The organism is Psychrobacter sp. ANT_WB68 (assembly GCF_008369115.1).
Classification (GTDB): domain Bacteria; phylum Pseudomonadota; class Gammaproteobacteria; order Pseudomonadales; family Moraxellaceae; genus Psychrobacter.
The window spans coordinates 132,561-153,328 of sequence record NZ_VOAZ01000001.1 but is presented as its reverse complement, the minus strand read 5'-3'; the positions used below and the strand labels follow the sequence as shown (position 1 = coordinate 153,328).

General features: G+C 42.6%; 22 protein-coding genes and 1 tRNA gene. 12 read left to right on the top strand and 11 right to left on the bottom strand.

Annotated features, from left to right (window positions below; translation table 11 throughout):
- Positions 1-199: 199 nt before the first annotated feature.
- A tRNA-Gly gene (locus FQ084_RS00630) sits at positions 200-274 on the bottom strand.
- Positions 275-838: 564 nt separating this feature from the next.
- On the opposite strand from FQ084_RS00630, the gene FQ084_RS00625 reads away from it, so the two are divergent.
- The 4 genes from FQ084_RS00625 (at position 839) to FQ084_RS00610 (ending at position 3,251) form a co-directional block, all read left to right on the top strand.
- Positions 839-1,651, top strand: a complete 813-nt coding sequence (locus FQ084_RS00625; protein WP_149488722.1) for a M48 family metallopeptidase — start codon at positions 839-841, stop codon at positions 1,649-1,651.
- 211 nt (positions 1,652-1,862) lie between these two features.
- Entirely contained in the window at positions 1,863-2,207 is a 345-nt protein-coding gene (locus FQ084_RS00620; RefSeq protein ID WP_149488721.1) for a BolA family protein, read from the top strand.
- A gap of 107 nt (positions 2,208-2,314) precedes the next feature.
- Positions 2,315-2,674 carry a SirB2 family protein gene (locus FQ084_RS00615; RefSeq protein WP_149488720.1) on the top strand — a complete coding sequence of 120 codons (360 nt, stop codon included), beginning with the start codon at positions 2,315-2,317 and terminating at the stop codon, positions 2,672-2,674.
- A 175-nt stretch (positions 2,675-2,849) separates the two neighbouring features.
- Positions 2,850-3,251, top strand: a complete 402-nt coding sequence (locus FQ084_RS00610) for a hypothetical protein (RefSeq protein WP_149488719.1) — start codon at positions 2,850-2,852, stop codon at positions 3,249-3,251.
- Positions 3,252-3,399: 148 nt separating this feature from the next.
- On the opposite strand, the gene trxC is transcribed toward FQ084_RS00610, so the two are convergent.
- The 3 genes from trxC to FQ084_RS00595 form a co-directional block, all read right to left on the bottom strand.
- The gene (gene trxC, locus FQ084_RS00605) at positions 3,400-3,837 is read right to left on the bottom strand and encodes a thioredoxin TrxC (protein WP_149488718.1); all 438 of its coding nucleotides are present in this window, start codon (positions 3,835-3,837) and stop codon (positions 3,400-3,402) included.
- A gap of 95 nt (positions 3,838-3,932) precedes the next feature.
- A complete protein-coding gene (locus FQ084_RS00600) occupies positions 3,933-4,115 on the bottom strand; it encodes a DUF2892 domain-containing protein (RefSeq protein WP_149488717.1) in 183 nt (60 codons plus the stop codon).
- A 184-nt stretch (positions 4,116-4,299) separates the two neighbouring features.
- Positions 4,300-5,166: an MBL fold metallo-hydrolase gene (locus tag FQ084_RS00595; protein ID WP_149488716.1), complete on the bottom strand. Its 867-nt coding sequence runs from the start codon at positions 5,164-5,166 to the stop codon at positions 4,300-4,302.
- Positions 5,167-5,450: 284 nt separating this feature from the next.
- Here FQ084_RS00595 and FQ084_RS00590 point away from each other — a divergent pair, with 284 nt between their 5' ends.
- The 5 genes from FQ084_RS00590 (at position 5,451) to FQ084_RS00570 (ending at position 9,604) form a co-directional block, all read left to right on the top strand.
- Positions 5,451-5,822, top strand: a complete 372-nt coding sequence (locus tag FQ084_RS00590; RefSeq protein WP_410477319.1) for an ArsR/SmtB family transcription factor — start codon at positions 5,451-5,453, stop codon at positions 5,820-5,822.
- Positions 5,823-5,878: 56 nt separating this feature from the next.
- Positions 5,879-7,588, top strand: a complete 1,710-nt coding sequence (locus FQ084_RS00585; RefSeq protein WP_149488715.1) for a SulP family inorganic anion transporter — start codon at positions 5,879-5,881, stop codon at positions 7,586-7,588.
- A 186-nt stretch (positions 7,589-7,774) separates the two neighbouring features.
- Positions 7,775-8,101 carry a beta-lactamase hydrolase domain-containing protein gene (locus FQ084_RS00580; RefSeq protein WP_149488714.1) on the top strand — a complete coding sequence of 109 codons (327 nt, stop codon included), beginning with the start codon at positions 7,775-7,777 and terminating at the stop codon, positions 8,099-8,101.
- Between the two features lie 137 nt (positions 8,102-8,238).
- Positions 8,239-8,571 carry a TIGR01244 family sulfur transferase gene (locus FQ084_RS00575; RefSeq protein ID WP_149488713.1) on the top strand — a complete coding sequence of 111 codons (333 nt, stop codon included), beginning with the start codon at positions 8,239-8,241 and terminating at the stop codon, positions 8,569-8,571.
- Positions 8,572-8,743: 172 nt separating this feature from the next.
- The gene (locus FQ084_RS00570) at positions 8,744-9,604 is read left to right on the top strand and encodes a bile acid:sodium symporter family protein (RefSeq protein WP_149488712.1); all 861 of its coding nucleotides are present in this window, start codon (positions 8,744-8,746) and stop codon (positions 9,602-9,604) included.
- A 92-nt stretch (positions 9,605-9,696) separates the two neighbouring features.
- Here FQ084_RS00570 and ahpF read toward each other — a convergent pair whose 3' ends face one another.
- On the bottom strand, positions 9,697-11,274 hold the full coding sequence (gene ahpF, locus FQ084_RS00565) for an alkyl hydroperoxide reductase subunit F (RefSeq protein ID WP_149488711.1): 1,578 nt from the start codon (positions 11,272-11,274) through the stop codon (positions 9,697-9,699).
- Between the two features lie 516 nt (positions 11,275-11,790).
- On the opposite strand from ahpF, the gene FQ084_RS00560 reads away from it, so the two are divergent.
- Positions 11,791-12,039, top strand: a complete 249-nt coding sequence (locus tag FQ084_RS00560) for a YdcH family protein (RefSeq protein WP_149488710.1) — start codon at positions 11,791-11,793, stop codon at positions 12,037-12,039.
- Between the two features lie 181 nt (positions 12,040-12,220).
- Here the strand turns inward: FQ084_RS00560 and ahpC are convergent, their stop codons facing one another.
- The gene (gene ahpC / locus FQ084_RS00555) at positions 12,221-12,787 is read right to left on the bottom strand and encodes an alkyl hydroperoxide reductase subunit C (RefSeq protein ID WP_149488709.1); all 567 of its coding nucleotides are present in this window, start codon (positions 12,785-12,787) and stop codon (positions 12,221-12,223) included.
- 278 nt (positions 12,788-13,065) lie between these two features.
- Between ahpC and FQ084_RS00550 the strand changes: the two genes are divergently transcribed.
- Entirely contained in the window at positions 13,066-13,974 is a 909-nt protein-coding gene (locus FQ084_RS00550; RefSeq protein WP_149488708.1) for a hydrogen peroxide-inducible genes activator, read from the top strand.
- Between the two features lie 25 nt (positions 13,975-13,999).
- Entirely contained in the window at positions 14,000-14,680 is a 681-nt protein-coding gene (locus tag FQ084_RS00545; protein ID WP_149488707.1) for a hypothetical protein, read from the top strand.
- Here FQ084_RS00545 and FQ084_RS00540 read toward each other — a convergent pair.
- The 5 genes from FQ084_RS00540 to FQ084_RS00520 form a co-directional block, all read right to left on the bottom strand.
- Positions 14,658-15,263: a methyltransferase domain-containing protein gene (locus tag FQ084_RS00540; protein ID WP_149488706.1), complete on the bottom strand. Its 606-nt coding sequence runs from the start codon at positions 15,261-15,263 to the stop codon at positions 14,658-14,660. The two genes, FQ084_RS00545 and FQ084_RS00540, sit on opposite strands and share 23 nt — an antisense overlap.
- 115 nt (positions 15,264-15,378) lie before the next feature.
- Positions 15,379-16,047, bottom strand: coding sequence for a M48 family metallopeptidase (locus FQ084_RS00535; protein WP_149488705.1), 669 nt, complete (start codon positions 16,045-16,047; stop codon positions 15,379-15,381).
- Positions 16,048-16,049: 2 nt separating this feature from the next.
- Positions 16,050-17,591, bottom strand: a complete 1,542-nt coding sequence (locus FQ084_RS00530) for a DUF1513 domain-containing protein (RefSeq protein WP_149488704.1) — start codon at positions 17,589-17,591, stop codon at positions 16,050-16,052.
- A 3-nt stretch (positions 17,592-17,594) separates the two neighbouring features.
- Positions 17,595-18,761 (bottom strand): imelysin family protein, encoded by a 1,167-nt coding sequence (locus tag FQ084_RS00525; protein WP_149488703.1) that lies wholly within the window; start codon positions 18,759-18,761, stop codon positions 17,595-17,597.
- Between the two features lie 146 nt (positions 18,762-18,907).
- A complete protein-coding gene (locus FQ084_RS00520) occupies positions 18,908-20,566 on the bottom strand; it encodes a di-heme oxidoredictase family protein (protein ID WP_149488702.1) in 1,659 nt (552 codons plus the stop codon).
- Positions 20,567-20,768 lie beyond the last annotated feature (202 nt).

The window sequence follows — 20,768 nt, the reverse complement described above, 5'->3', positions numbered from 1 at the left end:
ATGTGATTAACCTTATAAGTATGCGTGTTTCAACTTTACTTGATGTGACAAATTAACCGTCTTTTGTAACGGTGGTCTTTAATATAGAATTGATTTACTTTAAAGATTATACAGTGCTACTGGAACGAATTTTATGCATAAAAAAAGCCTCACTTCCTATAATAAGAAGTGAGGCTTTAGTGCTTTTGCAAGCCATATTTGGAGCGGGAAAAGAGATTCGAACTCTCGACCCCAACCTTGGCAAGGTTATGCTCTACCACTGAGCTATTCCCGCTGAATATCAAATCGTAATGTTGTTAACAACGACTACGTCTCGATAGGCTGGCTATTTTAGCAAATATTCTGTGCGTGTCAATAGCTTTTTTCAAACTTTTAACTAAAGCTATGCTATTTAATGCTTTCTAGAGATAAAATGGCCTATATCATATTGATTCTAAGTAGTTTTTAATTAGTGTTACGAGAAAGAATTTTTTAAATAAATAACAACTATCTACACTCTCTGCTCGCTTACTCTATTCTTGTAAAGTTAACAACCTATCAAACTATGATTTTTTTAGAGAATTATGGTGTGGTGGGCGCAAAAGACAAAAGCTATTTTGATAATCTCTGTTATTAATAGGATTTACAATCCTACCTCCTATTGTTACTTTTTTTGCCTAGGTTTTAGGTTGTTAACATTATTATACTTATAGCTAATGACAGTTGGGGTAAAATTTTACTGCTTTGGTAGATCGGTAAACGGTAGTCACACTTCAATAATAAGCTACCCTTTCATCTACAGTTTTGATATTGGCATTGTTTCACTTTATTTTTTCCATTTATAGCGAGGACGTTTTTTATGAAAAAACTGCTTACCACGACCGTTATGGCAGCATCATTATCGGCATTGGCGATGACGGGTTGTTCAAGTACCACTAGCACCGGTGCTGTCGGTGTTGACCGCCAGCAACTATTGTTAGTCTCAAACGAGCAAGTATTGCAGTTATCTGCGCAAAGTTATGCCAAGACGCTGCAAGATGCGAAAGCCCGTGGCTTACTTGATACCAATAAAGCCCAGCTAAACCGTCTTAAAAATATCTCGAACCGTTTGGTGGGTCAAGTCGGTGTCTATCGCCCTGATGCGGCAAAATGGCCATGGGAAGTCCATACCATTAAATCTAACGAATTGAATGCTTTTGTCCTGCCAGGTGGTAAAATTATGTTTTACTCAGGCATTATTGATCGCCTCAAGTTAAGTGATGATGAAATCGCTGCCATTATGGGTCATGAGATGTCTCATGCCCTACGTGAGCATTCACGTGAGCGCCTCTCGCGTCAATACGCCACACAAACCGGTATCGGAGTCGCTGCCAGTATCTTTGGTCTCTCACAAGGTCAGGCTGAGCTTGCCAACGTCGCTGGTGATTTGGGTCTGAGCCGTCCGCACAGTCGTACACAAGAAGCAGAAGCTGACCAGATTGGTCTGGAGCTAATGGCACGTGCAGGCTACAATCCGCAAGCTGCTGTTACCTTATGGCAAAAAATGCAAAGCGCCAGCCAAGGTGAGCCACCACAATTTTTAAGCACTCACCCAACCAGCGGTAATCGTATTGCACAAATACAATCTTTGTTGCCAAAGGTGATGCCGTTATATCAAAAAGCACGTCGTTAATTATCTCTAGATACTAATGTCATAGTAACTAATGATTTATGATAAAAGCAGAGTGTAATAGTTATTACACTCTGCTTTTTTATGTTTATTACTCACATCCTCTTCCTACTTTAATAAAAGCCTACGTCATGCATATGGCAGCATAGTTTTCAGCGTCTGCTATAATGGGCATAATCAGCCATTTAGATGGTTAAGCCCCATAAAATAAAGGATGACTATGACTACTAACACATCTACTACTACACCAATCGCCGATGCCCTTAATAATGAGCTACAGGCTTTGCAAGCGCAGCATATTGAACTGGTGAATGAATCAATGAATCATGCCGGTTATTTTGACGGTAAAGAAAGCCACTTTAAACTGACCATTGTCAGCGACGCCTTTGAAGGCAAACGTTTGGTTGCGCGTCATCAGCTCGTATATTGCCTAGCAAACCCGCTACTGACCTCACAAGGAGGTCAAATCCATGCCTTGGCTATCCATGCGTATACGCCGACAGAGTGGCAAGGTCAAAGCCCTGATAGCCCTTTATGTGCAGGACAGAATAAAGGCTAGATAACTGTTTTATGGTTAGCTATTTTTTAAACCCTTGTTATTAGATACTGTTATTAAAAAATAATAAATCAGCTGGCAAACGTCACCTTTAAAGGAAATCCTATCCAATGAAACATCTGCATATGCTCATGGCTGTACTGTTAATTGCGCTGTTTTTATATCAAAGCTATCTCGTATTAAGCACAAACAAACAAATGCCATTTGCGGTCAAAATATCTACCCACATCCTTTATGCTGTCATTATTATCTCAGGGGCTGGCATGTTGGTGCAATTAATGAGCGTCAATGCGCCGGTGCAATGGGTATTTGCAAAAGTTATCCTGCTCGTTGCTGCCCTCAGTGCCAGTATCAAAGCCTTTAATAATACTGCCACACCAAGCCAAAGAAAAACCGGTATTCTGATTGCAGGTGTGGCTTATATCGGCATCGTGGTACTTGCCTTTACCAAACCGGGCAATTTATTTTAGTCGTTGCTAAATGATATATTTTTCAATATCTTAATCGCTTATTTTTTGCTATCTTAAATAAGCACACTGACTAAAATTTTCTGTTTAAAATGTAATGTCAAAACAGCGGTTAATTAAGGGCAGTAGTCCACTATCATGCAATGTAAATATACTCACTTAGCCTTATGGAGCCATTATGAAAACTCTTACTGCAGCAACACTACTGGCAACAGCTGGCGTTTTTGGTCTCTCAGGCTGCGCCTCAACGGGTAATATCACCCCGCAATATGTGCCACCAAGTACTTATCAAAGCTATGATTGCCAAACCCTTAGCCAAGAATATATCCGCGTCAATCGTTATGTCGATGCGGCGCGCAATGAGCAATCAACCTTATCCGCTTCAGGTGTTGGCGTTGGGGTTTCCGCCGGACGTTGGGGTATCTCTCCTAATATCAGTTTTGGCGTTGGTCAAAGTAACAACACTAAAGCACGCGATGCAAAGCTATCACGGCTTTACGGCGAGCGTGATGCCATCATTCAGTCTGCCCGTATCCAACGTTGTAGCTTTGCCAATGGCATTAAGATTTATGGTGAGTAATGCGCGATAGTTCATGCTTAGTAAGTCACAGTTGATAGTTTGCTATTTCGCTCATTTTAAACGCTGTTCACAACAAAAAAGCCAATACGCGACAAGCATATTGGCTTTTTCTATATTTAGTAATCAGCAGTAAAAGCTCAATCAAAGCTTATGAATGCAAGCTTCTCACCCACTGTACAATTTGATCGCTAGGTAACGCACCTGACTGCCGTGCGATTTCTTTGCCATTTTTAAAGGCCACCATCGTCGGCAAGCTACGAATATTATAAGGCGCCGCCGCTTGCTCGTATTTATCGGTTTGTATTTTGGCAAAAACCACTTGCGGCAACTGGCTAGCAGCCTCTTTAAACTGCGGTGCCATCATTAGACACGGCTGACACCAACTCGCCCAAAAATCAACGATGGTCAATACCTCATTTCTTTGTATGACTTTACTAACCGTTTGGGCGTTTAGTTCATGCGGACTGGCCGTTAACAATGGCTGACCGCATTTGCCGCAATTTGGTGCCGCATTCAGCCGTGCTGCAGGTATACGATTGGTTGCCTGACAATGGGGGCAAACCAGATGAGAGTTTTGCTCACTCATTATAGAACTCCTATATCAATAGCATTGGCACTCGTCTTAGCAAAGCACCCATGCTTAATATTTATTTATTATTACGATAAAAACTTAATAAATATTTAGCGCTTACAAGTGTTCATCCCAAGCATTTTATATAACGGACAAAAGCGGAATAAACCGGTTAATAAGAGAATTAAACCGACGACACCCCACCAGCTTTGAAAATAAAGTCCCAAGCCGATAATGACCACACCAATGATAATACGTAGTAAACGTTCAGTACTGCCGACATTTATTTCCATGGCAAAATCCTCACCTATTATGAATCAGTCCTAGTAAAAACCGCCATTCTTTTATCTCACTATACTAACTTATAGTACAGACTAGCATTAGGATGGCTGCTACTCGTATTGTGCGTGCGTAACTTTCTGCTTACTTACCTATTTCTCAGAAGCTATTTTTCGTGTTTTGAGATCTAATCAATGACTAAAGCGCATTAATCGGTACCTTTAGATAGCGCGTCCCATTGTCTTCTGGCTTTGGAAAATGACCGGCATCGATATTGATTTGTACTGACGGGATAATGAGTCGCGGCATCTCAAGATTGGCATCGCGGCGCTCACGCATCTCGACAAACTCCGCTTCATTAATGCCCTCTTTGACATGAATATTACTGAGCTTTTGCGCCGCCACAGTCGTGGTTGGACAATGCTTGCGTCCTTTGCTCGGATAGTCATGGCACAGATACATCATGGTCTGATCAGGCAGTGCCAGCAGTTTCTGGATAGACTGATACAGCGTTTTAGCGTCCCCTCCCGGAAAGTCACAGCGCGCCGTACCCACATCGGGAGCGAACAGAGTATCACCGACAAAGACCACGGTTTTTTCAGCGTCAGTGGCAAGGTAGGCCATATCCGCACGCGTGTGCCCGGGCACATACATGGCAGTGATAGTAATGCCGCCAAGCTCTAAGGTTTCGCCATCGTCGGTCAAGATATCAAACTGACTGGCATCAGTGCGAAAGCTGCTATCAAAATTGAAGATTTGCTTAAATATTTTTTGTACTTCGGTGATATGTTGACCAATGACCAGTTTGCCACCCAATTTCTCTTTGACATGAATAGCTGCCGATATATGATCAGCATGAGCATGGGTTTCTATAATGTAAACCAGCGCCCAACCTTGCTCACGAACGAACGCTATCACTTCGTCGACACTAGCGGTATCAGTGCGTCCTGACTTGGCATCAAAGTCCAAGACGGGATCGATAATCGCGCACAATTGCTGCTGCACGTCAGCGAGTACGTGGGTATAAGTTTCTGTGTCGCTATGTAAGAAAGAATGAACTTGCATGGCTACCTCTTTGCTTTTATATGAGTGTTTTAATTTTTAATAAATTCTTACGTATGATAGGTACATATTTATAATAGTTGGATGTATTCACTATCTATTCCTACCTATCACTATAGCAACCACCTATCATTTTATCAATTTATATAATGTAATTAATGATATATTGCTATAAATGGCGATATCATTGATAATTAACTATATATAACCATATCTTATCTATAAACTCTGCCCTTTCTATCTATATTTTATATAAGGAGCTCGCTCTGACTACTTCAACTTCAGCATTGAGCACATCTGCCAATCACACTGGTAAGCATATATCAGCAAGCGTCGCAGACTTTGCGCCAAAAGACCTTGCTGAGCAAATGCAACAAGCCTCCTTGCAAGCCAGCCAGTTACTAAAGTCGCTTTCGCATCCTGATCGTTTATTACTCCTGTGTCAGCTGACTCAAGGTGAGTACTGCGTCAGTGAGCTTGAACGCTTGGTCGGTGTCGGTCAGCCAAGCTTGTCGCAGCAGCTTGGTATCCTACGTAAAGACGAGCTTGTCACGACCCGCCGTGAGGGTAAGCAAATCTATTATAGTATCGCAAGCGATGATGCATTATCGGTACTACAGTTATTGTATGAACGCTTTTGTGCCAAAACAGACGCATAACTGGTTATTTAGCTCTTAGCTGTTCTTAAATTTCTTTATTGTGATGACATATTGCTATGCCTTCTATCGCTGCTCGCCTGATTCCTGCTTGGTTACGTCAGTACCAGCTATCTGCTCTGCCGACTGACGTCATCGCGGGATTAGTCGTTGGGGTGCTCGTCATTCCGCAAAGCTTAGGCTATGCGGTATTGGCAGGATTGCCGCCTGTCTATGGACTCTATGCGGCTATCGTACCCGTACTGGTGTATGCGTGGATTGGCTCGAGTAATATACAAGCAGTGGGACCCGTCGCCATCACCGCGATTATGACAGCCAGCAGCCTGCATCCTTATGCTACCGAGAGCACGCAACAATATATATTAATGGCCAGTTTATTGTCATTGATGGTTGGAACGATGTTATGGCTGGCGGGTCGGCTTAAACTTGGCTGGATTATGCAATTTATCAGTCGCGGCGTATCTGCAGGTTTCATCAGTGGCGCGGCGGTACTGATTTTTGTCAGTCAGCTGAAGTACCTAACTGCGATTCCTGTTGCAGGCAATGGTTTAATCGGTTATTTATCGAGTATGCACATATATGCTCGCCAGCTGCATCCACTGACCTTGGTTATTGGCTTTATGGCTTTTACGCTGTTGGTTGCCAATCGCTATGGCAGCAAATGGGTCTGGCGGTCTTGGTTGTCAGCCTCTTATGCCAAATGGGCGGAGCGTCTATTTCCGCTCATTCTACTTGGTATTGCCATCGTATTGAGTATCAGCTTGCATTGGGCAACGCATGGCGTGGCAACGATTGGTGATATTCCGCAAGGTCTGCCTACCTTTACTCTACCGTACGTACCAGATTTTCATGAAGCGCTAAACCTATTACCTAGCGCAGGTTTGATGGCATTGATTATCTTTGTTTCAAGCAGCTCCGTCGCAAGCAACTATGCCCGCCTGCGCGGTGAAACCTTTGATGCCAATCGCGAGCTAACCGGACTGGGTCTGGCTAATATGGCGGGCGGCTTTTTTCAAAGCTTTACGGTCGCTGGTGGGTTTTCACGTACCGCGATGAATGCCGACTCAGGCGCTAAAACACCGCTCGCAAGTTTAGTGACGATATTGGTTATGATTGCGGCGTTAATCGCTTTCGGCAATTTGCTCGCGCCTTTGCCCTATGCCTTATTAGGCGCGACAATCATGGTATCGATTATCGGTCTCATTGATATGGCAACATTAAAGTCAGCATGGCAACGCGACCGCTTAGATGCGGCTAGCTTTCTGGCGGCATTTATCGGTGTACTGATATTTGGGTTAAATACGGGCTTAGTCATAGGTTTGATGGTGTCCTTTGCCAGCCTAATTTGGCAGTCGAGTAAACCGCATGTCGCCATTGTTGGTCAATTAGCTGGTACAGGGCACTTTCGCAATATCAATCGTCATGATGTGGTGACGTTTAGCAATTTATTGATGCTGCGTATTGATGAAAGCTTGTTTTTTGGCAATAGTGAATCCGTGCATCGCAGGGTCATACAAGCGACGCAGCAATATCCTGAAGCGCATGAGATTATTCTTATTATGTCAGCGGTCAATCATATTGATTTGACTGGACAAGAAATGCTCATCAGCCTTAACCAAGAGCTGTTGAATCAAAACAAGCACTTAAGTTTTAGCTTTATTAAGGGACCGGTGATGGACATCATTGAGCATACACCCGTCATTACTCATCTATCAGGGCGCGTTTATTTAAGCACCATGGATGCGGTCAATGCGCTTAAGGATGTCTGACAACGCCATACACGTATCCATCCTATGTCACACTATGTCTAATCATTAATGACCGTTATTGTCAGTGACAAAACACAGATATGATAAAAGCTGTGTTATGCTAAATTACTATAAACGCTACAAATTACTTTCTCTAGAAATACGAGAAACCTTAACACCTTTTAATATATGCGACCTAACCTACTTATGACCGATGATTTAACCATTTATAAGCAAATTTACCCAAGCCAATGTGTCAAGATTGCAGAGCTTGGTTACCGCTCCGTGCTCAATATTCGTCCTGACGCTGAAGTTGACTCACAGCCCAATAGTTGTGACTTTACCAGTGCGACGGCGAAAGCCAATTTGACCTATCAGCATTTGCCGTTTGATGATGAGCGTTTGAGCATGGCAACTGTGGAACAATTTGCGGCTTTTTATCGCGCCATGCCCAAACCCATCCTGATGTTTTGTGGCACGGGCGCACGCGCCAAACTGCTTTATCAAAGTGCATTGATGCAAGGTTTGCTATAAAGGTAGCTGTAAAAGCCAGTTATAGAGTAGCTGTGCCGTTTACACACTTCATCTTTAGAAAGCTATCCATTCAGATTAGGCTGTTTAGTTGCCTATCAAATTACTCATTTTAAATATAAAAAATAAAAGGAGCTCTTATGAGCCATCAAGTTAGTATTACCGGACAAATCACCCCTGATCAAGTACCCATGATTGCTGAAAATGGTTTTAAAACCATTATTAACAACCGTCCAGATGGTGAAGAACCAACCCAACCCACTAGCGCCGAGATTGAAGCCGCTGCTAAAAAAGCAGGACTTGCTTATAAAGAAGTGTCTTTTGCTGGTAGTGAGCTCAATCAAAACCATGTCGAAGAATTTGCGGACTTTTTTAACCAAGCTGAGCAGCCCGTACTGATTTTTTGCCGTACTGGTAACCGCTCAACGGGTATCTATGAAGCGGCAAAGCGTATGGATTTATTGGATGACTGATATCACAATCAATAACTTAAAGCAATAAACCAAGAAGCCCATATAAACATATGGGCTTCTATGATATTAAAGGCTATATTTTAGAGGCTATTAAGAAACATAGCGCTACAAGGAATGTGAGCTAATAAGAAAGGCATTCAAGTATGACTTTTCATTTAACAAGGAATGTTTCATGAGTAATAATGCGTTGGCTCTATTGCCGCTAGCACTTGCCTACATTATGTTTACCTTAGGGACAGGGCTAAAACCAACTGACTTTAAGGTTATCTTCAGTCACCCCAAAGCGTTCTTTGTGGGTTTGGTTAACCAAGTTATCTTTGTACCCTTGGTTGCTTTAGCGGTCGTTTTAGTGATGTCACCACCACCTACCATCGCCTTTGGTATTATGCTGATTAGCTTTTGCCCCGGCGGTGTGACCAGCAATATGCTTACCTACTATGCTAAAGGTAATGTGGCGCTGTCAGTGGCGCTCACCGGCGTGGTCAGTTTGTTATCAGTCGTAACACTGCCTATCTTAATTACCTTAGCTTTCAATCATTTTATGAAAGACCAAGCAGGCTCTATCAGCGCGTTAAAAATCGGCGTGGTGATGTTTTTATTGACGACACTGCCTGTGACACTGGGTATGCTTGCCCGTTATAAGTTTACTGACTTCATGATACGTAGAAGTGGCATACTAAATGGTATAGCTAGCCTTTTCTTTGTCTTAATCGTCTTTGCTGCTATTGCTACCAACTGGCAACTACTACAAGAGCAATTGGCGTCTATTGGGCTTGAGCTGGTCTTTATCATTGTCACCTTATTTATAGTGAGCATTTTGACAGCAAAGGCGTTAAAATTAAGCTGGTTTGATACCAAAACCATCGCCATTGAGACTAGTATTCAAAACAGTACCACTGCCATTACCTTAGCACCTATTATTATGGGAACAGCCGTTGGTCTACCTGCTATCGCTCTACCCGCTGCTCTATATGGGGTTCTCATGTATATCATTGCGTTGCCAGTGATTGCTCTGATTCGGAATAAAAACTGATTTAATAAATATAAAAAAACCATCTCGACTATTAGATAGCTGAGACGGTTTTTGATGAAGTATAGTATTTATTAAAAATACATCTTAAAACCTTACTGCATCACCAAATATTCAAACGCTGATAATGCCGCTTTTGAACCTTCACCCATCGCAATATTAATCTGCTTAAAAGGTACGGTAGTAACGTCGCCACAGGCAAAAATACCTTTGCGATCGGTGCGGCAGCGCTCATCAATTTCAATCTCACCAAAGCGGTTTAAATCGACAAAGCCTTTGACAAACTCAGTATTTGGCACCAAACCAATCTGTACAAACACTCCTGAAACATCAAGCTCTTTAGTCTCACTACTGCTACGGTCTTGATAAACGATAGATGTCACTTTACCATCTTGCGCTTTAATCTCTTGGGTTGCAGCACTGGTAATGATATCGATATTTGCTTTTTCTTTGGCTTTATTAATCAATACTTGGTCGGCTTTTAAATCATTGGCAAATTCAAGGACGGTCACATGGTTCACAATACCTGCCAAGTCTAACGCCGCCTCAATACCGGAGTTACCGCCACCAATGACAGAGATGTCTTTACCTTTAAAGAATGGACCATCACAGTGCGCACAGTAAGCAACACCTTTACCGACGTTCTCATCTTCACCTGGGATACCCAGTTTACGCCACTGGGCACCGGTCGCTAAGATAATACTGCGCGTCTCAAACGTCTCACCGGTATTCAGATGAATACGATAGTTTTCATCTTCAGTTTCACTAATTTCTTTGACGCTGACATGTTCTTTGAGCGTAATATCATATTCATGCAAATGCTTTTCAAAGTTCGCCGACAGCTCACTACCCGTCGTCAAAGGTACAGAGATTAAGTTTTCGATATCTTGCGTGTCTTTCACTTGCCCGCCAATGCGATCGGCGACCATAGTGACTTTTAAGCCTTTACGCGCGGTATAAATCGCCGCCGCCACGCCAGCAGGACCCGCACCAATAATCGTCACATCCTGCTGCTCTAACTGTTCAGCATTATCATCAGCTTCTGCTAATAAATCAGGGAATTGCTCTTGTAACTTTTCAATCAATTTAGCCGTGTCAATCAGACCATTAGCAAACGGCTTACCGTTTAAAAACACTGCTGGTACGCCTTGGATGTTATTCGCTTCTACTTGCTCTTGGAATAATGCACCATCGATCATCTCATTGCTGATGTCATCGTTTAACAGCGCGAATTGGTTCAGTGCTTGAACAACTTCTGGGCAACTGTGGCAAGAGAGTGAGACATAGGTTTGAAACTGCAGCGGTTTATTAAAGCGCTTTATCAGCTTTTGAATGCCTTCATCCAGTTTTAACGTATGACCACCGGCTTGCAAGATCGCCAAAATCAGAGACGTAAATTCATGACCACCAGGGATACCACTAAAAACAATACCAGTATCAGTCAATACATCATCGATATGACTGACCACTTTAAAACTAATTGGGCTTGGTAAGCTGTCATCGGTAGCTGTACTATCAAAATGAATTTTATCCGTCGTACCAGCGATTTTAGTCAAAAAATCAATCAGCTCGGCACGCTTGCTATGTTCTCCGCTACCCAATACAAATGTAATTGGACGGGTCATGTTTTCACTGTAGCTTTTGACTGCATCTAATAAACTTTGATCTATCATGTTTGTTCCTCATTATTATTAAATATGTAACGTCAGCTACGATGCTGGACATTTAAATAGGGTTTGGTGATAAGTTAAGTGACTGATTTAAAAGCTATAAATACTTGTCTTATCACCTTTGATACGTCTATTATCAAGGGTTTGGGCGTTTCGAGCAAGCTGATAAACTCAAACCTTACGTTTTGCAAAATATATCATAAACCAATATTATTATTTAAATTTAAAACTACTGATAAATACTCACTAATGATAGTCATAGTATCTGGCAAATTTTTTCGCTACAATCGAGTGAGGCTAATAAGAAAAACTCTTATTTGTCCAATAGCAGATTGGTAGTCATTAACGTGTAATGAAAGCCTTTCCTGCTGCTATTAAATCTGTACACTTTTGAGCTGAATAACAATTTGGCTTAATAACATTCAAGTCTCACAATCATAGCAATTCATCACAGCACTCTTAACTAAAAATGCGCTGATGCTTATTTGTAAGCTTGCGCTTCATAACAAGGATGACAACATGAGAAAGACTGATACATTTCAAGATAACAAAGATATTATTGCTGAGCTTAAGCAAAAAGACAGTCACTTTGCGACTATCTTCGATGAGCATACCCAGCTAGACCAGCAGATCAATCAGCTTGATAAAGATGTGGTCACCCACGCTAGCCGCGAAGAAGAAATCGAGCAAATGAAACGGCGAAAACTACATCTAAAAGATGAGATTTATAAAATAATTGATAAAAATAAATTACAATCTCATGCCTAGCCCTCAGTTAATTCACGAAAGATATTAACAATCGAAAAGCTGAAAATGTGACTGATTGCATAATATAAAAAGACCCCATCAACTTAGGCTGATGGGGTCTTTATTCATAGTACTGATATAACTGAAAGTAAGATATGCAATACTAAAAAGATCTAAATGGTTAAGCGAATTAAGCCACTACTTAGATTTTTCCAACAAGGTCAAGACTTGGTTTAAGAGTTTCTTGACCTTGTTCCCAAGCTGCTGGGCAAACTTCGCCGTCGTTTTCACGAACGTATTGTGCCGCTTTTACTTTACGTAGCATGTCTTTTGCACTACGGCCGATACCGCCAGCATGAATCTCAGCAACTTGAATCAATCCGTCTGGATCTACTAAGAATGTACCACGCTCAGCCAAACCTGCTTCTTCAATCATGACGTTAAAGCCACGAGTGATACGGCCAGTAGGATCGCCAATCATTGGGTAAGTAACTTTGCCGATTGCTTCTGAAGAATCATGCCATGCTTTATGAGTGAAATGCGTATCGGTTGATACTGAGTACACTTCTACGCCTAGGCCTTTTAGCTCTTCGTAATGTGCTGCCATGTCTTCAAGTTCAGTTGGGCAAACAAAGGTAAAATCGGCTGGGTAAAATAGGAAAATCGCCCAGCTACCTTTTACGTCTTCAGAGGTGATGGTTTTGAACTCACCGTTTACAAACGCTTCTGCTGAAAATTCTGGGATTTCTTGATTGATAATAGACGCCATGATTGGCTCCTTTTTTTTGATTGATTGATGGTAAGGTAATTAAAATTTATTTTAGGTTTGTTTCTATTAACCCTTCTAATCTCTGGGCTACCTGACAAACTATACGCGAATTCTATGGTTAATCAAATTAAAAGTTTTTAATTTGATGTTTTGTTTTATTAAACTTGTTAAACTATTCTATCTACTTTTTTATCTGTACATCAGTATTAAATTGATAGTGTACACAAGATAAAAGAGTAAAACAAATCGCATGAAAAACCCATTAATAGAGAGGTTTTATGATTACTTTACGTCAACTCGAGTTTGCCTTAGCCGTCGCTAAACACCGTCACTTTAAACGCGCAGCAGAAGACTGTAATATTTCACAGTCTGCATTGAGCCTTGGTATCGCAGAGTTAGAAAAGCAATTAGATACGCAGATTTTTGAGCGCAATAATAAGCAAGTTTTGATTACCCCGATTGGTGAAGACATCTTGACGCGGGCGCAGCGGGTATTTTCGGAAGTCAATGATTTGACCACGCGCGCGCACAGCCATCAATCGCCCCTTACTTACCCTATGACCGTCGGTATCATTCCAACAATTGCCCCTTACCTACTACCAAAAGTGTTGCCCGCGCTGCGTGAACATTATCCAGAATTTCGTATGACCATCGTTGAGCAGCAAACCGAGCGCTTGCTTGAACAAGTGCGTTACGGTCATATTGATACCGCTATCATTGCACTGCCTTATGCCGTAGATGGCTTGCATACTTTTGAGTTCTGGGCGGAGGATTTCTTTGCCGTCTTTCCAAAAGACGATGTGCATGCCAAGCTCAAAACCATCAACGCTGATGAGCTAGCAACGGCCAATCTGATGCTACTTGGCGAAGGGCATTGCCTGACCGATCAAACCTTATCTGTCTGTCATTTTGATCGGGCGCAGATGAAATCAAGCTTTTCAGATGCCAGCTTAAACACCCTTATTCAAATGGCACTTGCCAATATGGGTACGACGTTGGTGCCCGAAATGGCGCTCGATCAACTGCATTTGCAAAACCAAAACGCCGTTGCAATACCATTGGCGGAAAAAGGTCCTCATCGTCATATCGCCTTCGTCACCCGTTTAAATTATGCCCGCGTCGATGATGTCAATTTGCTTGGTAAGCTATTTAAACAAGCATTTGAAGATAGTGCTAAAAAAGGCTAGACGGCTATAACGATGTGGGTTGACTATGAATGAGGTTTTGCAGCTAAAGAATGAGCTTGGTAAGGGCTTGCAACAGCACTCATCTGCGCTCAATAATACTATCACGCCAGCGGCGTTGGAAGCGCTCTGGCAAGATATTGCCATGCGCTATAACGAAATCCAGCGCGCTTATCATAGCTTGCAGCATATTCGACAGCTGTTTGGGCAGTTCGAACAGGTTAAGCATCATTTGAATGAGCCACATATTATCGCATTGGCACTACTCTTTCATGATTCGGTATATGAGCCAACACGCTCAGACAATGAGCTTAAAAGTGCAGAATATGCTGTAGAGTCGCTAAGTTCTTATCTGAGTGCTGAGCAATGCCAATATATCTACGCGCTGATTATGATGACAGCCAGCCATCAAATTGGCCAGATTGATGAGTTAATAGAGCCTGACAAATATAGCGACGCCGCGTATTTACTAGATATGGACTTAAGTATTTTGGGAGCTTCTTGGTCGGAGTACGAACAATATGCCCAAGCCGTACGCCAAGAGTATGCTCACATCTCAAACGTCGATTACCACGTCGGACGAGTTAAAGTATTAAAAAAATTATTAGGGCATCCAACGCTTTATCTGACTGATTACTATCATTCCCGCCTAGAAGAACAAGCTCGAGAAAACATCAAGCGTGAGATTAAGATTTTACGCGCATCTTAGTAAACAGCTCACTGCCCTGGCGTGCGGGATGCGAGTTATCGCTTTGCTCTATGACTTCAATATCAAAACGCTGCTCAAAACGCTGTTGGTATTCAGCTTTTGTACCGCCAAACGGTGGCTCTTGTCGCCCGAAATCTTTATCAAAGAGTAAACCAACCAGCTTACCATTCGGTTTAAGCAATGCTGCCATTTGCTCTACATATTCATCACGGCGTGATGGATTTATCGCACAAAAAAACGTCTGCTCAAGCACCCAATCAAACTGATATTTGTCAGCCGATAACTCAAAAAAATCGGCGCAGATTAGCTTATCCGCTGGAAAGTTAGGATAACGCTCAGCAAACGCTGCAATCGGTGCAGGGGCAAAATCAACCAAGGTGACATTGGTAAATCCTTGCTCATGTAGATAACCCACCTCGTAAGCATTACCCGCACCCGGCACTAAAATAGCTTGGTCTTTAGCAGATTCAGGCAGTTGGTCAATATAGGCTTTAAGCGGTGGCGATACTTGTCCCATATCCCAACTGATACTGTCTTGCTCATAACGCTGCTGCCAAAACTCCGCTTGATTGACGTTTTCCATATGACATCCCTGTATGTATGGTAGATAAGAATATTACTTAAACGACATAATTCGTATCGTTATCATTTATCATATCAGTCTTATGGCGCTTGTTGATAGTATTTAGATGAAGGATTTAATCTAACTGTCCCGTCTTCCCTGCTAGCATATCGTGCCAATGCTGATACTCAGGCATTGCATTCGCTACTGTTTGCCAAAAGGCGCGGCTATGATTGGCATGGTGTAAATGACACAGCTCATGGACGATGACGTATTCGGTGCACTCAATAGGATAAGCAGGCAGATACACAGATAACCAAATTCGGCGCGCACGCGTGTTACAACTGCCCCAGCGCGTATGCATTTTTTTTAGGCGTATCTCATTGGCTGTCGCACCGACAATCGGTTGCCATTTTGCAAATAATGCAGGCGTTACTGCGGAAAGTTGTTGACGATAATAGGCAAATTTTTCATCGTGGTTTAAGCTGAACGATTGCTCTACACCCCACAATAGCAAAGCGCGGTCATCATTTGGAGATTCTTTTAAAGGAAGTTGTTGACGCTTATATTGTTCTAAGACTTGCGCATGGTTAGCGATCGCCCAAGATACACGCCTCGCCACAGCCTGCGCAGCTTGTGCCGAGCTAATAAATATTGGTACAGAAACCATTAATTTATGCGGTTTTAAGCGGAAATTGATATTTTTAACCCGCTTTTTCGTGATATGGAGTTCGATATCCGCTTGCGCCAAACGTTGTATCGCTTTTTCTAATAAGGGAGATTGATATGCTGGCGGCAAATTCATGCTCACAGCGCTTGCAAGTGATTGTCAAACGACAGCATATGTAATTTGCGGTCTTTAAAAATACGCTCCCTTTTATCTACAGTATCCAATTCTGCCGTTGCCAAGCTATTAACATATAATGCGGTTAACTGACCTTGGCCATCACTGACAATAAACCCTGAGCACTTATCATTATCGTCTTCTTTGTTATTACCCTGATTAAACAACACTGCTGCTCCTGCACAATCTGGCAGGCTAACATCATCAATCAATGTACGAGTGTTTAAATCATAAATTGCCGCACAACCACCAATCGGTGTGGTCACGCATAATAGGTTACGCTCACTGTCGACCGCGACGCTAGCGATATATTGGTGAAAGCGTTGCCATTGGTTATTGGGCATAATAAGCGGTTTAAAATCCATATCACCGCGCTTGTGCGTCAATACTAACGGCACATTGATATGCTTTTCACCTTGAAACTGAATACCAATCATCACCGTTCCATCGTCATACATCGCTAGGTGACGCACGCTCATCTGATTGTGTTCAGGGATAATTTGCTCAAATAAATCGCCATTATGACGGTTTAGGTAAACCAATGATGGACGCATGCTATCTAAATTGAGCTCTTCACGAGAAGCCTGTTCGGTTTTGATGCCACCGTTAGCAATCACTAATATCTCACCATCAGGATGCATAATCAGCTCATGTGGACCGATACCATACGAGTCAAATTCTGCTATTTTTTTGTAATTATCATTAGCATCATAGATACCTATTTTACCGTCTAAACTTATCGTATCGTTTTCGGTCACATAGAGCAATTTACCATCTAAGCTATAGCAAGCATGACCATAAAAGTGGCGATTATTTGATGCTTTAATAGCAAATTTTACTTGTCCACTCGCCGTGTCTAATACCCAAAAACTTTCACTCGGACGACGACCCATGACCACCACATCACGATTTTTTTTATGGTTAGCAGATGTGCTTTTACGGTCAAAAATAGGCTGGACAACAATATCGTGGACACGTTCAGGCATGGTGGTTTGCCAGACGATTTGTCTATCGGCATCGATACCGACCACGCCAAAATCATTTTCATTATGACAGGCATCAGCGCTATCATTATTTGCTAACACGATATTTTTTGGCATGGAGGCTACACCACTAACCCAGCAAACGGGGCGCGGCAATACGGTAGTGGTATGTGCGGCGCTAAAGTCAGTTAAGCTATGATGCTTGGTATTTTGCTTTGCATCTATCGGTAAATGATAAGCCTTTTGCCACGCAGTAGCGGCTTGCTGACAAGCGTAGCGAAACTGCGTTAGCTCGCGTTTAGGTGTTGAGGTTAACGACTGCAACTGCGAGCGCATACCCACTACATAGTCTTGCAAACGCGCATCAAGATGACGCTGCTTACGATAACCATGATGAATACCGACAAACACTGCTGTACCTATGACCGTAGAAAGCATCGTCAATGCCGATGTTGCAAGCAGTTTATCATTAGGCTGCTGCTCTTTTGACTTATTTGCTGTCTTAGTATCGATAAGGTGCATTTTTTAATCGCCATCAGTGCTGTTAAAGCCCACACGGATACCGAGGGTCGGAATCAATTGGCGCTTAATAATGCGCGTAATAGTCGTCAGCTTCTCATACAACTCTTGCTGGGTGGCTTTATCAGCAGTCGCCAAGTCTTCTGGCATTTGCGCCAATAAGGTGGTCGCATCAGCAAGCGCAGTCGATAAATTATCCGCCACTGCGTTTTCATCGTTGCTACCAAGGATAGCGGTTAAAACAGGATCAGTCAGCGCCTCATTTAATGTGGCCAATTTAGCATTGATTATGGCGCGGCTTTGCCCTGCAGTCGCAGCTGGCAGGTGACCTTTTTTCTTACCGGTTAAGCCTAATGGCTGATCGATAGCATTGGACTTCATGGTCTCAATTAATGACAATAAGGAATTAAACCATTGATTCAATCCTTGATCGCTTTTAGCTGTTTTATCAATGGCTAATAAATCAGTGGCATTCTGCTGCCAGTTTTTCTCAATATCTTTTAGGCGCGTGCTCAAGGCGCTACTGGCACTGATCACATAAGCACATTGCCCTGCATCCAAACTGTCATTGGCATAAAGCGCTTCTTCTAATCCTGGCACACCTTGAACGATAGCACTTTCATTAGCAAGTTGCTCAGCCGTAAGCTTGGGATTGGCAGCGATTAGATCGGCAACGCCACTGTGTACCAGACCGCGCTCGTCGGGATAATAATTGATATATAAATTACTCATGCTCGCGGTCGCTGGTCCGAAATTGATCATCTCAGCACCTGCCCACGCTTGCGCCAATACCAGCCACTGGTCGCGCAGCGCTTGCAACTCCTTACCGCTGACTGGCGCTTGCTGACAATGCTTTTTTGCCAAATCGTGCAATAAATCACTTTGCTTGGCTGCATCTGCATATGCTGGGATAACGATATCATTTGCCACATGGGTCAAATAATTTTTTTCAGTATCAGCGCTAATATCAACAGCAGTCATCTTATCTGCATTAACGTCATTATTTTCTACCGTTCCATTATTATTTGTTGTGCCAGTAGCAGTTGCGCTGTCTTGTGCAACTTGACTGTCTACCTCTGACGCTTTGCTCTCATCAGCAGGTTTGACGCAGCTAATGAGGATACCTGCGCTTAATGCTGATAGCGCAATTGCTAAAGCATGGTTTATTTTCATAAGTTTCTCAGTATTTATATAGCTATTGATATGAGTAATAATTTCAATCTTTATGCTGGTGAATGGATAATGGAAAAACCTTATTAACACCAGTTTATTTAGTTATGAACAATTTATTCATTAACAATAGATGAATAACATCGCTTTTATAATGATGTTAAGAACGCATTCAATTCAGTGCGCCCTTGTTTGTCTAACGTTAATACCTTTTGTTTCTGCTTTTCAGCTTCGCCGCCGTGCCAAAGTACCGCTTCCATTAGCGTACGCGCACGCCCATCATGTAAAAACGTCGCTTGCGGATTAACCGTTTGCGCAAGCCCAATACCCCATAATGCAGGCGTACGCCATTCATAAGAATTGGCTAAAAACTCAACTTGTAAATCTTTCGACGGCAGCTTGCCAGCGATGGTACGATCAGCGAGATCATCGCCCATATCATGTAACAATAAATCGGTATAAGGATAAATCACTTGCCCATGCTGCTCAAGATGGTCATCTTCGGTTTTTGGCAACTGATATCTTGGCGTATGGCAGCTTTGACAGCCCATATCATAGAAGCGTTTTTTGCCCGCCAGTACCAGCTTATCGTCAGCATTTCGGCGATGCGGTACGGCTAGATTACGGGTATAAAATTCGACGAATTTAGCCACTTCATCATTGACTTCAACAGCTAGCTTGCCATTACCTTGATCATCAGAACCAGTCACCGCCTTTACACAAGAGGTCTGCGTCGGCATGCAAGATTCATGAGGACGGATATTGGAAGTCAACCCCATATCTTCATTAAAAGCGCTTTGATTTTGGGTAATAAGCTTGGTTTGACCTGCTTTCCAGCCAAAACGTCCTAACGCTACTTTTCCTGTTTGCGGATCCATAACCCAGTTGAATTTGCCGCTAATGTCGCCATTCGCCTTATTCGCTTTTATTGCTTGTTTTTTAATGGCTTCGTCTGGAATTTGCTCGAGTAGTCCAAGCCCAATCATGGGTAAGGCAATACGCGGCGACACCATTAGTTCATCATTAAATGCACCATAACCCGGTTTGGTCAAATTAAAGGTCGGCGACCGTAACGTCTCGACATGGCCATCAGCAAAGGTAATCGGCTTGTCTATCCACTGTACTGCAATTCTTGCTTCCGCAGGTACACCTTGAATACCGCGATCCTGTAATTGACCGCCATAAATAGGGTGCACAACTTTTTCTATTAAGGAATCTTTTAATTTTTGTCGCTGCTCATCTGTAGTTGCAGGCATGGCAAGACGGATGAGCAAACTGTCAGCATCATCTTCGCTGCTCATTGGCGCATGACCGCGACCGTCTTTGATGTGACAGGATTGACACGCAGCAACATTAAATAAAGCCCCAAGACCATCACGACTATCGGTACTGGCTGGCGCAACCACCCATGGCTGCCTAAAAAACGCATTGCCTATAAAGAAAGAGCCTTTACGCGAGGCAGTGATATTTGATGAAGGTTTAGAATAGCTCTCGCTCGTAGTAATACTAATGCCCGTGTCACCACCTTGCTTAATCTCTTGCGCATCAAAGCTGGCAAGCTGCTGCATAGACACGCCAGATAAAGCTTCAATAGTTTGGGCACGCGCAGAAGTGAGTGTTTGAGAATGGCCGTTTTCTTGGGTCTTGCTATCATCAGCAGTATTAGCAATATTGTCACTTGGCTGACAGGCGCTTATTGATAGGGCACATGCTATTCCTAGCGATAGCTTCAATGGTAAATTCTTAACTATCAAAGAGGAATAAAACGCGGTAGATTGTTTAGCGTTTAACACATTACTGCTGCTCATAGGGAACCTTAGTTCTAGTATAGAACCATTAAAAACGCGTGCTATAATTTTTCACTTCTATTCGATAAATAACAACTGCGCACCGACCAATCTGACTACTTTCATACGCTATAAAAAAACACGCTGCCAACGGTCGTCGACAACGTGTGTATTATACCTAAATTATTTTTCTATAAAAATGATTCTCATTCGCTTATATTGA

Coding starts and splice junctions, on each gene's coding strand:
- FQ084_RS00625 (WP_149488722.1), top strand. CDS start 839: ATGAAAAAACTGCTTACCACGACCGTTATGGCAGCATCATTATCGGCA.
- FQ084_RS00620 (WP_149488721.1), top strand. CDS start 1,863: ATGACTATGACTACTAACACATCTACTACTACACCAATCGCCGATGCC.
- FQ084_RS00615 (WP_149488720.1), top strand. CDS start 2,315: ATGAAACATCTGCATATGCTCATGGCTGTACTGTTAATTGCGCTGTTT.
- FQ084_RS00610 (WP_149488719.1), top strand. CDS start 2,850: ATGAAAACTCTTACTGCAGCAACACTACTGGCAACAGCTGGCGTTTTT.
- trxC (WP_149488718.1), bottom strand. CDS start 3,837: ATGAGTGAGCAAAACTCTCATCTGGTTTGCCCCCATTGTCAGGCAACC.
- FQ084_RS00600 (WP_149488717.1), bottom strand. CDS start 4,115: ATGGAAATAAATGTCGGCAGTACTGAACGTTTACTACGTATTATCATT.
- FQ084_RS00595 (WP_149488716.1), bottom strand. CDS start 5,166: ATGCAAGTTCATTCTTTCTTACATAGCGACACAGAAACTTATACCCAC.
- FQ084_RS00585 (WP_149488715.1), top strand. CDS start 5,879: ATGCCTTCTATCGCTGCTCGCCTGATTCCTGCTTGGTTACGTCAGTAC.
- FQ084_RS00580 (WP_149488714.1), top strand. CDS start 7,775: ATGACCGATGATTTAACCATTTATAAGCAAATTTACCCAAGCCAATGT.
- FQ084_RS00575 (WP_149488713.1), top strand. CDS start 8,239: ATGAGCCATCAAGTTAGTATTACCGGACAAATCACCCCTGATCAAGTA.
- FQ084_RS00570 (WP_149488712.1), top strand. CDS start 8,744: ATGAGTAATAATGCGTTGGCTCTATTGCCGCTAGCACTTGCCTACATT.
- ahpF (WP_149488711.1), bottom strand. CDS start 11,274: ATGATAGATCAAAGTTTATTAGATGCAGTCAAAAGCTACAGTGAAAAC.
- FQ084_RS00560 (WP_149488710.1), top strand. CDS start 11,791: ATGAGAAAGACTGATACATTTCAAGATAACAAAGATATTATTGCTGAG.
- ahpC (WP_149488709.1), bottom strand. CDS start 12,787: ATGGCGTCTATTATCAATCAAGAAATCCCAGAATTTTCAGCAGAAGCG.
- FQ084_RS00550 (WP_149488708.1), top strand. CDS start 13,066: ATGATTACTTTACGTCAACTCGAGTTTGCCTTAGCCGTCGCTAAACAC.
- FQ084_RS00545 (WP_149488707.1), top strand. CDS start 14,000: ATGAATGAGGTTTTGCAGCTAAAGAATGAGCTTGGTAAGGGCTTGCAA.
- FQ084_RS00540 (WP_149488706.1), bottom strand. CDS start 15,263: ATGGAAAACGTCAATCAAGCGGAGTTTTGGCAGCAGCGTTATGAGCAA.
- FQ084_RS00535 (WP_149488705.1), bottom strand. CDS start 16,047: ATGAATTTGCCGCCAGCATATCAATCTCCCTTATTAGAAAAAGCGATA.
- FQ084_RS00530 (WP_149488704.1), bottom strand. CDS start 17,591: ATGCACCTTATCGATACTAAGACAGCAAATAAGTCAAAAGAGCAGCAG.
- FQ084_RS00525 (WP_149488703.1), bottom strand. CDS start 18,761: ATGAAAATAAACCATGCTTTAGCAATTGCGCTATCAGCATTAAGCGCA.
- FQ084_RS00520 (WP_149488702.1), bottom strand. CDS start 20,566: ATGAGCAGCAGTAATGTGTTAAACGCTAAACAATCTACCGCGTTTTAT.